This is a genomic window from Pontibacter sp. BAB1700 (assembly GCF_000277005.1).
In the GTDB taxonomy this organism is placed as follows: Bacteria; Bacteroidota; Bacteroidia; order Cytophagales; family Hymenobacteraceae; genus Pontibacter; species Pontibacter lucknowensis.
Map to the genome: position 1 here is coordinate 1 of NZ_AKIS01000161.1, position 12,094 is coordinate 12,094.

General features: G+C 49.7%; 12 protein-coding genes. 7 read left to right on the forward strand and 5 right to left on the reverse strand.

The genetic code is table 11. The features are described from left to right. Window positions 1-283 precede the first annotated feature (283 nt). A complete protein-coding gene (locus tag O71_RS17440) occupies window positions 284-883 on the reverse strand; it encodes a hypothetical protein (RefSeq protein WP_040574622.1) in 600 nt (199 codons plus the stop codon). A 2-nt stretch (window positions 884-885) separates the two neighbouring features. Beyond that, a complete protein-coding gene (gene hemA / locus O71_RS17445) occupies window positions 886-2,160 on the reverse strand; it encodes a glutamyl-tRNA reductase (protein ID WP_007659491.1) in 1,275 nt (424 codons plus the stop codon). 113 nt (window positions 2,161-2,273) lie between these two features. Here hemA and O71_RS27505 point away from each other — a divergent pair, with 113 nt between their 5' ends. The 3 genes from O71_RS27505 (at window position 2,274) to O71_RS17460 (ending at window position 4,572) form a co-directional block, all read left to right on the forward strand. Beyond that, window positions 2,274-2,762, forward strand: coding sequence for a hypothetical protein (locus O71_RS27505; RefSeq protein ID WP_369750981.1), 489 nt, complete (start codon window positions 2,274-2,276; stop codon window positions 2,760-2,762). 9 nt (window positions 2,763-2,771) lie between these two features. Then, entirely contained in the window at window positions 2,772-3,449 is a 678-nt protein-coding gene (locus O71_RS27510; protein ID WP_369750982.1) for an ATP-binding protein, read from the forward strand. Between the two features lie 187 nt (window positions 3,450-3,636). Next, on the forward strand, window positions 3,637-4,572 hold the full coding sequence (locus O71_RS17460; protein ID WP_007659493.1) for a GNAT family N-acetyltransferase: 936 nt from the start codon (window positions 3,637-3,639) through the stop codon (window positions 4,570-4,572). A 72-nt stretch (window positions 4,573-4,644) separates the two neighbouring features. Here O71_RS17460 and O71_RS17465 read toward each other — a convergent pair whose 3' ends face one another. The 3 genes from O71_RS17465 to dusB all read right to left on the reverse strand — a co-directional run bounded on the left by O71_RS17465 (window position 4,645) and on the right by dusB (window position 8,828). Next, window positions 4,645-6,633: a Na+/H+ antiporter NhaC family protein gene (locus O71_RS17465; RefSeq protein WP_237717887.1), complete on the reverse strand. Its 1,989-nt coding sequence runs from the start codon at window positions 6,631-6,633 to the stop codon at window positions 4,645-4,647. A 150-nt stretch (window positions 6,634-6,783) separates the two neighbouring features. After that, window positions 6,784-7,701, reverse strand: a complete 918-nt coding sequence (locus O71_RS17470) for a DMT family transporter (protein ID WP_369750983.1) — start codon at window positions 7,699-7,701, stop codon at window positions 6,784-6,786. Window positions 7,702-7,838: 137 nt separating this feature from the next. Continuing rightward, window positions 7,839-8,828, reverse strand: a complete 990-nt coding sequence (gene dusB / locus O71_RS17475; RefSeq protein WP_007659498.1) for a tRNA dihydrouridine synthase DusB — start codon at window positions 8,826-8,828, stop codon at window positions 7,839-7,841. Between the two features lie 53 nt (window positions 8,829-8,881). On the opposite strand from dusB, the gene O71_RS17480 reads away from it, so the two are divergent. From O71_RS17480 to O71_RS17490, 4 genes are all read left to right on the forward strand, one after another. After that, window positions 8,882-9,847 (forward strand): CPBP family intramembrane glutamic endopeptidase, encoded by a 966-nt coding sequence (locus O71_RS17480; RefSeq protein ID WP_007659500.1) that lies wholly within the window; start codon window positions 8,882-8,884, stop codon window positions 9,845-9,847. 45 nt (window positions 9,848-9,892) lie between these two features. Next, a complete protein-coding gene (locus O71_RS26660; RefSeq protein ID WP_007659502.1) occupies window positions 9,893-10,357 on the forward strand; it encodes a phosphatidate cytidylyltransferase in 465 nt (154 codons plus the stop codon). Continuing rightward, window positions 10,348-10,719: a CDP-archaeol synthase gene (locus O71_RS26665; RefSeq protein WP_007659503.1), complete on the forward strand. Its 372-nt coding sequence runs from the start codon at window positions 10,348-10,350 to the stop codon at window positions 10,717-10,719. The genes O71_RS26660 and O71_RS26665 overlap by 10 nt, the downstream gene beginning before the upstream one ends. A gap of 96 nt (window positions 10,720-10,815) precedes the next feature. After that, the gene (locus tag O71_RS17490; protein WP_040574626.1) at window positions 10,816-12,090 is read left to right on the forward strand and encodes a Glu/Leu/Phe/Val dehydrogenase; all 1,275 of its coding nucleotides are present in this window, start codon (window positions 10,816-10,818) and stop codon (window positions 12,088-12,090) included. Window positions 12,091-12,094: the final 4 nt, after the last annotated feature.

Sequence of the window (12,094 nt, forward strand, 5' to 3'; positions counted from 1 at the left end):
GGATAAAGGTGTGCTCTCTTCTTTTAAGGTAGGCACCAAGATTTACTACTCCCTTGCCATACCAAAGCTAATCGACGTGATCGATTGCCTGGAAGAATGTTGCATTGATATTTAGTGATCCGCCCCGGTGCTTTGGTACCGAATATTGCATCAATAGAAAAGCCAAAGGTCTCCGTTCCCTTCATTTAATGAAGCTGGCGGGGACCTTTGGCTTTTCTATTGACTAAATAAAATAGACAGTTAACAAAGTTTTGCGGTGAAGCAAATGCTCCTGTCAGGGGGCTTATAATAGAATTTTGTCGCCTGATTCTTTTTGCTTTTTAACCTTTACCTTTTTGGTGGCAGGAGCAGGCTTGTCTTTTTTCATAGCCTTCTCAACTTCACGCTTCAATATCTCGTGGCCCTCGTGGGTAGTGGCGGCAGAGAGAGCCACAGCATCGGTGCGGCGCACAACACGGGATGAGGTAGCAGCTACATGTGGTTTTGAGGTTGCAATCCATTTGGCATCTGCGTCTGCATAAGCATTAGCGGGCTTATCAGATACCATTCTGTAATCTGACTTTTGTATGGGAGCTATACCGTCATTGGCAATATCACGCTCAGTCAGCATAAACGAATGGCTCGTGCAAGAGCTGAGTAGCAGAACAACAGTAATAAAGGATAAGAGAGTCGAGATGTTTTTCATTTTTACTGCACTAAGGGTAATAAGATAGATTTTGTTTGCTGCTGTTCTCTTAGCTTGGATTCTTTCTTCGGTTAAAGTAAATATCTTATTTAAATATTTATATGTGCAAAGATATGTATAAATATTTATATAGTGCAAGTGCAGACACAAAAAAAGCTGACTTTTTCGAGTCAGCTTTCTACAAATGATTTTTAGCAATGCTAATGCGAGTCCGCAGGTTGCTTTTCCAGGTCAAACAAGTCGTTGAGCAAATCGATCAGTGTTTCAGCTTCACCGCGCTTACAGGCAGCCTTCAGTTGCAGTACAGGCAGTTTAATTACTTTCTGCATCATCGATTTGGTAATACTGTCAACCAGCTTCGCTTCTTTCGGTTCGAGCTTTTTCATGTAGCGGGCCATTTCCTCCTGACGAATTGTCTCAAGCGCATTCTTCAGCTTATTGATAGTAGGCGATACCATCATCTCTTTCGACCAGTCATTAAACTGCTCTTTTGACTCCTCTATAATAGCACGTACCTGCGGCACAGAGTTGATGCGCTGCTGGAGCGCTGCTGATGCTTTGTTCTGTATAGTATCGATGTTGTAAACCAACACGCCTGGCACAGCTTCTACTTCGGCCTCAACGCTACGCGGTACTGATAAGTCTATGAAGAACTTGAACGTGAGCACGTTCAGGCGCTGGATCATTTCTTTAGTGAAGAAAGGCGTTTCGCGGGCTACGGAAGAGATAATCACATCTGCTTCTTTCAAGCCTTGTACGATATCTTCAAATGGGAGCACAGCCATCCCGCATTCGTCGGCTAAAGTCTGTGCCTTAGCCATCGTACGGTTTGTAATGGTCACATGCTGGTAACCTTTGTCTTTAAGGTGACGACATACATCAGCACCGATCTCGCCCACACCTACTACCAGTATCTTTGGCTCAGCCACTACATCGGCAGTCAGCTCCTCGATCAGCTCAATAGCGGCATAAGAAGTGGAGGCGGCACCGTCGCGGAAGGCAGTCTCCTGCACTACACGCTTGTTGGTAAAGAAAATGGTGTGCATCAGACGGTGCAGGAACGGGCCGGCAGTCTCGTTGTCGGCTGCCCACTGATACGACTGCTTCACCTGATTCGTGATCTGCATGTCGCCTACCACCTGCGACTCCAGGCCCATACTCACCTCAAATAAATGCTGTACTGCATCGTTGTGCTCGTTGAGGATGGTAAAATAGTCGAAGTATTGGGAGATGTTGTCGATGCCTTTCGTGATGCCGAGCAGCTTTACGATTTCAGTGCTATAGTCCACATCGGAGTTATAGTACACTTCGGTGCGGTTGCAGGTAGAGAGCACCAGAATATCAGAAGCCTGAACAAAGCTCTTCAGCGTCTGAATAAATTGCCTGCATGAGTTCTCATCTAAGGCAATCAGCTCCCTGATATCCAGCGGTGCTTTCTTATATGACAGGCTGATTGCTTTAAAGTTCTGAAGCATAACTTACGTTCGGAATACTAAAGTGCAAAATTACTGTATTGATGATTAAAATGAAACTTCCTTGCCCTTATTAATTAATTTATACTAATTTCAGATAATTTTCGCGCCACTGCATGATTCCCATTTACGCCCAGAAAAACAGAATAAAGTTTCTTGTCGTTATCGTCGCGCTCATTATTGGGGCGGTTACCATTACGTACACTAACGTGTTAGTGAGCAAATTGTCTGAAAGAGAGCAAGAATTGGTGCAGCTTTATGCCAAGGGCCTGCGCTACATGATTAATGCTCCCAGCGATGATAACATCGTTTTTATTGAAGAAGAGATTCTATCCTCTAACCATACCATACCTGTTATCCTAACGGACGAGAACGAAAATATTCTCGATTTTAAGAACATTGATCTTCCCGAAAACATTTCAGAGAACCGCAAAAATGAGTTGTTGCAGCGCGAAATTGCACGCATGAAGGCGCAGCACGCTCCGATCATAGTGCCTTGGGCAGAGGGTTCTGAAAATTATGTATTCTATAAAGACTCGGCCCTGCTATCGCAGTTACGCTACTATCCTTATGTGCAGTTGATGGTCATTGCCTGTTTTGCCTGATGGCTTATTTTGTCTTTCAGCTACTCCCGTAAGGCGGAGCAGAACAGAGTATGGGTCGGTTTGGCTAAAGAAACTGCTCACCAATTGGGTACGCCGCTCTCGTCGCTGATGGCCTGGTACGAGTACATGAAGGCGAGCCCGAAGTTCGAAAACGAGCCCATCACGGCCGAGCTTTGGAAGGATATTCGCCGCCTGGAGATTATAACGGAACGTTTCTCTAATATTGGGTCGGTGCCGTTGTTACGTGACGAGAACGTCCTGCAGGTGACAGAGAATGCCATCAATTACCTGCAGAACCGCATTTCAAGTAAAGTCGAATTCAGCGTTACCTCTAATTTTGCACCCGATATTACGGCTAAGGTAAACGTGCCGCTCTTTGATTGGGTGATCGAAAACATCTGCAAAAATGCTGTTGATGCGATGGAGGGCCGCGGCAGTATCAGACTACAGCTCTCGCTACTCGGCAAAAGCCAGGTTGCACTCGATATAAGTGATACAGGCAAAGGCATACCAAAGAGTAAAATGGACTCGGTCTTCCTTCCTGGCTTTACCACCAAGAAGAGGGGTTGGGGACTGGGATTGGCATTAGCCAAGCGCATCATTGACAACTACCATGCAGGCAAACTCTACGTCAAGTCCTCTGAAATCGGCAAAGGCACCACCTTCCGGATCGTGCTGAACAGATGATTGGAGTTTGGGAGTTGATGAGTTTAAGAGTTGGGATTTTAAAAATTGAAATGCAGCGACGTTTCGCTAAAACGTCATTGGTAGGTATAGTCGTAGGGGCGGGTTGCGACCTGTCCGCTTATTTGCAGGTGTATAGCCCATTACAGAATAGTATCATCAAATCAAGAAAGTATTTGTTCGGGAAGCAATGGTAACGGTAGTCAGGTATAGCGATAGGTATAAGCTGGAATGGGACGCTTTCATCAAGGCTTCCAAAAACGGTACGTTCCTGTTCCTGCGCGATTACATGGAGTATCACGCCGATCGCTTCGAGGATCACTCCCTACTGTTCTATCTCAAAGAAAAACTGGTGGCTGTACTACCAGCTAATGCCATGAACAATGAACTGCATTCTCACGCAGGATTAAGTTACGGTGGAGTGGTAAGTGGCCAAAAGATGAAGGCCTCACTGATGTTGCAGGTGTTTGATGCCCTGACCAGGTATAGCCGAGAGCAGCATTTCAAATCGCTATACTACAAGGTTATACCGCATATTTACCACCAACTGCCGGCAGAGGAAGACTTGTATGCTCTGTTTAGGTATCATGCCATTCTATACCGCCGGGATGTGAACTCCGTAATCGACCTGGGGCAGCCTATCAGGTATAGCAAAGATCGCAGCTGGCGACTATCGCAGGGCAGACACAAGGAGTGGCATATCCGGCGCTCACACGATTATGCTGGATTTATGAAGCTGGTAGCTTCGCAGCTTGAAAGCAGACATGGGTTGCAACCCGTGCATACTATAGATGAAGTAGATAAACTGGCGCAGCTATTCCCTGATAATATTAGCCTTTATACAATTTCACGGGAGGGAGAGCTGCTAACAGGCGCCCTGGTGTACAATACCGCCATCGTAGCACATTGCCAGTATATCGGTGCTAGCGACCGGGCTCAGGAAGAAGGTGCGGCTTACGTACTTATTGACCATTTGATAAGTCAGATATACCCACTCAAAAAATATTTCAGCTTCGGTGTTTCTACTGAGCAGCAGGGGTTATACCTGAATGAGGGCTTGACAAGTTATAAAGAGAGCTATGGTGCTCGCACTGTAGTACACGATTTTTACAGATTGGACTTTTAACTACAACAACTAAAACAAGGAAGGCTGCCCCGATGGGCAGCCTTCCTTGTTTTTAAGCTGATGAATTATAACTTAGCTCACTGCCTCTGCCAGAGCTGGTTCCTGTTCGTTCTTCTTGCCAAACAGCTTGATAATACCCCACAATATGACGGCTCCTATGATATACACCAGGAACCAGTGCACTCCCCAGCTAGAGAGCGAGGTGCACACCAGGTTGGCCACCAGTGCCACCGTAACGGCATAAGGCAACTGGGTTTTTACGTGGTCGATGTGGTTGCAGCCAGAGGCAAGTGAGCTTAGAATGGTGGTGTCCGAGATAGGAGAGCAATGGTCACCGAATACGGCACCAGCCAGCACCACCGAAATCACATTGTACATGATCGGCATGGTTTCCTCGACACTCATGCCATGCTGTTGGCTTACATACCAGGCGGCAGGCAGCATCAGCGGGTACAGGATGGCCATGGTGCCCCAGCTCGATCCGGTTGAAAATGCAATGATGGCGGCCAGGAAGAAGGTGATCTCAGGCAGCCAACGCGGCGAAACATTGCCTGAGAAGAGTGAGGTTAGGTATTCGGCGGTGTAAAGCTCCTTTGTAACCTGCGCTAGCGACCAGGCTAGTACCAGTATGAGCATAGCCGGCAGCATCGTCTTAAAGCCCGTCACCAGCGACTCCATAGTTTCATACAGACTCATGATGCGCTGGCTCACTGTAAGCGCTATCGCAACGACTACTCCCGAAAGTGAGGCCCAGATCAGTGCTGTATATGAGTTGGAGTCGCCAATGGTCATGGAGAGCTTGCGGAAGAAACCGATGCTTTGGTCAGCCCAGGTATCGGGGTTGTAGCCGGTATAAAGGAGGCCAATCACGGTACCGAAAATAACTACCAGTACAGGAATAAGGGCATTGAAGGCGCGGCTACGCTCAGGGTCGATGGCTTCGAACTCGGCCATTTCCTGCTGCTGGCGGGCTTCGCTACGGCTGTCAGGACGATGGTTGCTCACGGCTCCTGTGGTGCGGGCACGCTCTTCAGCTTTGTGCATCAAACCATAGTCGCGGTTCATCCAGATCAGCATCAGCATAAACACTAGCGTAAGCACCGGATAGTAGGCGTACTCCAGCGAGTGGAAGAACAGCGAGTAGGCGCCCTCTTCTATACCTAAAGTGGTAGCGGCATCTTTGATATAACCGAGCTCAGCCCCAACCCAGGTTGTTACGAAAGCGATAGCAGCCACAGGGGCCGCAGTGCTATCCACAATGTAGGCTAGCTTTTCGCGGGAGATGCGGTGCTTGTCTGTAACCGGACGCATGGTGTTGCCGACAATCAGGGTGTTGGCGTAGTCATCGAAAAAAATGGCAATGCCTAATACCCAGGTTACCAGTTGCGAACTGCGGGCAGAGCGGGCATAGCGTGAGAGTTTGTTCACGACACCTGCCATACCGCCGTTTTTGGAGATAATGGCCACCATGCCACCGATCAGCATCGAGAACAGGATCACGGCAATGTGGTCCGTATCGGTCATGGCGCTGACCAGATAGGTATCGGCTACAGCGAGCAGACCCGTGAAAAAAGCCTTTACGGACATGCCGTAGATCACAAAGCCACCCACCCATATACCTGCAAAAAGAGCTAGTAGCACCTCTCTGAAAATAAGGGCCAGGATGATAGCAATGAGTGGTGGCAGAATAGAGAGCCACATCGGAAAGCGGTGCACCCCGTGCTCAGCTTCGGCATCGAGGCGGTAAAGGCGGGCGATGGTGTGAGTGCCTACATTGGCACTTACCTGTATCAGATTGGCCTTTTGGGGCAGTGAGAAGCGGGCCTCACCTTCGGTGAAGCTGATTTCCTGCAGGTTGCCGTTGATGCGCACAGGCAGCGGGCCGCTATACTTAACCAGGTTGCCCGCCTCGTTGGTGGTGCGCAGGGTAAAAGCTGTATCGTTGACGGCCTGCAGTCTGAATTCTTCTATGGCTAACTCTGTGCTGTCTTCCTGCGCCATCGTCTGAAAGGAGAGAAGCATCAGCAGCGCAAGACTCAAAAGGGTCTGTAATAACCTCATGTGGTTGTAGGGTCGGTTCTTGTAAACCCTTAAGTAAGTAAATTATTGAGAGATTAGAAAATTCTGATATTAGCGGAAGGCGGCTTTAGAAAAGAAAACAGCCCATGCGCCGGTGGCACAGGGGCTGTCAGTATCAGGTATGGCGTAGATTTACCGCGCTCTGTTCACAATAAACACGCCTGCCAGGATCACCACCATGCCAAGGTAGTGCCATAAGTGAATCACCTCACCATCGAGAACGCCCCACATGAGCGCCACTACAGGTATAAGATAAGTAGTAGAACTGGCAAACAGCGTAGTGGAAATATGGATCAGCTTGTTGAAGAGTACCAGAGCGATGGCGGTGCTGAAAACAGCCAGTATGGCAATGTACATGAGCGCTTCCCAGGCACCTGGCACATGCTGCAGCTTGTAGAAAAAATCAGTGGTGAGCAGGTATACCAGCGCAACCGGGCCTACCGTAAGCAAGGCCAGGCTGGAAATGGCAACAGCCTTCATACCGTGCAGACGGTGCTTGATGATGTTGGCGCTGATGCCATAGAAGATGGTGGCTAGCACGATGTACAGGCCATAGTACATGTTGTTGAGCTCAGCGTTGCCATTGCCTGTGAAGATCAGGATGGTCGTGCCCGCAATACCGATCACGATGCCAAGCATACGCATCCAGGTGATGGACTGGCCAAACAGTGCAGCGCCTACGAGCAAAGTGAACAGCGCAGTAAGTGAGTTCAGCACACCGGCTAGCCCGCTGGCCAGGCGCGTTTCGGCAATCGCAAATAGAAAGGCAGGGAAGAAGTTGCCCAGCAGACCGCTGCCAAGCAAAAATTTCCAGCGGCTTGGCTCTACTTTGCGCAGGTTCTTAATGGCAAAGGGCAGCAGGGCGGCGCAGGCAATGACCATGCGCAGTGCTCCCAGTTCGTCGGAAGAGTAAACGACCAGTCCCTTCTTGATAAGTATAAACGATGTGCCCCAGATAAGTGCAAGTATAACAACCAGTACCCAGGCAATAACCGGTGTACCTGTTTGCTCTTGTTTGGGCGTAGTAACAGTTCTGATGAGTTCGAGAATTTAAAAGTTTATGAGTTTGAGAGATCCATCGCTTTCAAACCATTTGCAAAGATAAAGGAGTTAATGTCTCAGCATGCATGCCGGACACCAACTCCTTTAATTTTATCTGAAGCGTTATTTCCTAAACGCTCTGAGTCCTATACTTCCTCATACGCCATCGTCTGGGTTATCTCGTCCAGCGTATCGTAGATTTCCTGGATGTCTTCGGACTGCACCAGTTTCATGCGCAGTGGCTTGAAGTGGGGCAGGCCGCGGAAGTAATTGGTGTAGTGGCGGCGCATCTCGAAAATGCCCAGCTTGTCACCTTTCCACTCCAGCGAGTGCGTAAAGTGCTGGCGGCATACTTCCACGCGCTCTTCCAGTGTAGGCGGTGCTAGTACTTCGCCGGTGGCCATGTAGTGTTTGATCTCGTTGAAGATCCATGGGTGACCGATGCTGGCGCGACCGATCATGATGCCGTCTACGCCATACCTGTTTTTGTACTCAAGCGCCTTCTGCGGAGAGTCGATGTCACCGTTTCCGAAGATCGGGATATGCATGCGCGGATTGTTCTTTACCTCCGCGATCAGGCTCCAGTCAGCCTCGCCTTTGTACATCTGCACGCGGGTGCGACCGTGGATGCTCAACGCTTTTATACCGATGTCCTGCAGTCTTTCGGCTGTCTCTACAATGTATTTTGTGTTCTCGTCCCAGCCCAGGCGGGTCTTCACGGTCACAGGCAAGTGAGTGGCTTTCACAATCTCCTCGGTCATCTTCACCATTTTGGGGATATCGCGTAGCAAGGCGGCACCAGCCCCCTTGCAGGCCACGTTCTTCACGGGGCAGCCGTAGTTGATGTCGATCAGGTCAGGCCCAGCCTGTGACGACACGATGGCGGCTTCGCGCATGGAGTCTATGTCGGAGCCAAATATCTGAATACCAATCGGGCGCTCGTAGTCAAAAATGTCAAGTTTTTGCACACTTTTGGCGGCATCACGTATCAAACCCTCAGAAGAGATGAACTCGGTATACATCAGGTCTGCACCGTTGGCCTTGCACACTTTTCGGAAAGGCGGATCGCTCACGTCTTCCATCGGCGCCAGCAGCAGCGGAAACTCGCCCAGTTCTATGTTCGCTATCTTTACCAAAGCAAAAGTTAAATTTTCACGTAAATTTACGTCAATTAAACCTAATCTTCTCTATGAAAGGTTTCATCTCCGAAGATCGACACCCACTTTTAGTTCTGCTACTGTTGCTGGCGTTCATGCTGGGCGGCTATTTTGTGGCCAGTTTCCTATACCTGGTGCTGGTAAATGCGGTGCTCGGAATAGAGGTGATGGACCTGACTAATTTGCTGGCTAATCCGACGGAACACCCGGAAGCAGCCGACGCACTTCTGCTCTTTCAAGGCCTGGTACAGTTCTGCTCTTTCGTACTCGGGCCACTCTTGATGCTGCGCCTGGCGGGTGTGAACATCGACCATTACCTGAACTGGAAAAAACTGCCTCTGCCAACAATACTGCTCTTAGCGGGCTTTCTGGTTGTTTTTATCATGCCAGCCAACTCGCTGATTATCAATTGGAATGCCGAGCTCTCCCTGCCTGACTTCATGAAGGGCTTTGAGGAGTGGGCCCGTGCCAAAGAAGATGAACTGGCCGAGCTTACGAAACTGATTGCCAACTTCGGAACCTTCCCGCGCCTGCTGATGGGGCTGCTCGTAATCGCCGTTATACCTGCCATCGGCGAAGAGCTGGTGTTCAGAGGCATCCTGCAGCGACAGGTGCACCGCTGGTCCGGCAACGCACATGTGGCGGTGTGGGTAGCAGCGATCATTTTCTCGGCTATACATGTGCAGTTCTTCGGCTTTGTGCCGCGTGTGTTGCTGGGAGCCTTATTCGGTTACCTATACCTATGGTCGGGCAACATCTGGGTGCCAATTGTGGCGCACTTCTTCAACAACGGCTTCACCGTATTTTTGCTATACCTGCAGCAGACGGGCGCTATCGATTTTAATGTAGAGTCGACGGAGCCGATGCCGATCATGACCATTTTGATATCGGCGGTGCTGAGTGCAGCCTTAATCTATTACCTTTACAAGCAGTTTATGCTGACGCCCACTCGCCCCGAAAGTATAGCCGAGGCGGCCGATGAGCGCCGGAACCAATAATTCAAGACGAACCACCCGGCTGATGCTGCCGGTAACCTGTAACGCATGAGCACCAAGCTATCTGCCCTTAGTAATTTACAGCAACGCCTGATTGTAGGAGTATTAGGGGCGGCACTCTTTATCGGAGGTATAATTTTCAGCGAGTGGACCTTTTTCATCCTGTTTCTGGGGCTCACCGTGCTGGGCACATTAGAGTTTTATAAACTGTCAGAGGTAGCTGGCATCAAACCCAACAAGGTATATGGCACGCTGATGGCGGCCGGAGTTTTCATCGCTGTATTTCTGATAGACAAAGAATATATGCCAGCCGAGTTGCTATACCTGCTGCTACCCGCCCTGTTCCTGATATTTGTGCTGGAACTGTACCGCAAAGAGCCGCAGCCGTTCACCAACATTTCTTTTACCATACTGGGCGTACTCTACATCGCCGTACCATTTTCGCTGTTACAGTTGTTGGGTTATCTGGAGGGTGAATACCGCTGGCAGCTATCCTGGGGCTTATGCTGCTGATCTGGTCATCTGACACAGGCGCTTACATCGCCGGCAAAAACTTTGGCAGGAACAAGCTCTTCGAGCGCATTTCTCCGGGCAAAACCTGGGAAGGCTGGGCTGGCGGTGCTATATTGACTGTACTGGTTGGTTGGCTGCTGTCCATGTTTTTTCATGATTTGGAACTATACCAGTGGATAGGCGTAGCTATTATAGTATCGGTTTTTGGCGTCTTGGGCGATTTAGTGGAGTCACTGCTCAAGCGCAGCCTGGGCGTGAAAGATTCGGGTACGCTGTTGCCTGGCCACGGAGGCATTCTGGATCGCTTCGACAGCCTGATCCTGGCCGTTCCATTCATCGTCTCATTCCTCAAAACTTTCTAAATTATTGTTGATTAAGGTGTAGGTATGTGTAAATAATATTTACATAACTTTACCGCCATAATTGTTAATCACTGATTAATTCAAAAGCTTAAAATGATGTTATACAAAGAGCCAGCACCGATAAAGGACAGGGAGAACCCATTTGAGTCGATGATGTCGCGTTTCAACATTGCGGCAGAGATTCTGGGGTTGGATGAGGAAGTTTACAACGTTCTCAAAACTCCAACGCGTCAGGTGATCGTGAACGTGCCTGTCACGATGGACGATGGCAAAGTGCGTGTATTCGAAGGATACCGTGTGATTCACTCTACAATCCTGGGGCCGTCTAAAGGCGGTGTTCGCTTTGCACCGGACGTGTTCCTGGACGAGGTGAAGGCGCTGGCTGCCTGGATGACCTGGAAGTGCGCCGTGGTGGATATCCCTTACGGTGGTGCCAAAGGAGGCGTTATCTGCGACCCTTACTCCATGTCGGCTGGTGAGATGGAGCGTCTGACTAGAGCGTATACGCAGGCTTTGATTGATACCTTTGGCCCTGATCAGGACATACCTGCCCCAGACATGGGTACCGGTCCGCGTGAGATGGCCTGGCTGATGGACGAATACTCTAAAACAAAAGGCTCTACTGTGCATGCTGTAGTTACAGGCAAGCCGCTTGTGTTGGGTGGCTCACTGGGCCGCGTAGAGGCAACTGGTCGTGGTGTAATGGTATCGGCTATGGCTGCCATGGATAAACTGGGCATGGACCCGGCCAAATCTACGGCGGTGGTGCAAGGCTTTGGTAACGTAGGTGCCTGGGCTGCCAAACTGATGGCTGAGCGCGGTGTGAAGATACTGGGTGTGAGCGATGTAAGCGGTGCTTACTGGAACGACAACGGCATCGACATCGAAGAGGCTATCGAGTATAAGAACAACAACAACGGCCGCCTGGAAGGCTACAAAAACGCCGAGAAGATTAGCAACGACGAACTGCTGATCGCCAAGGTAGACGTGCTGGTGCCGGCCGCTGTGGAAGATGTGATCACGATCAAGAACGTGGACCAGATTCAGGCCCGCCTGATCGTGGAGGGTGCCAACGGACCTACTTCTTATAAAGCAGACAACATCATCAACGAAAAGGGCATCATGGTAGTGCCGGACATCCTGGCTAACTCAGGTGGTGTAACCGTATCTTACTTTGAGTGGGTGCAGAACCGCATGGGCTTTAAGTGGACGCTGGAGCGTGTAAACACCCGTGCTGAGCGTATCATGAACGAGTCATTTGAACGTGTGTATGCTGCCTCTCAGAAGTACAACGTGCCGATGCGTATTGCGGCTTACATCGTGGCAATCGACAAAGTAGCGATGACTTATAAGTACCGCGGCGGTTTCTAAGAGA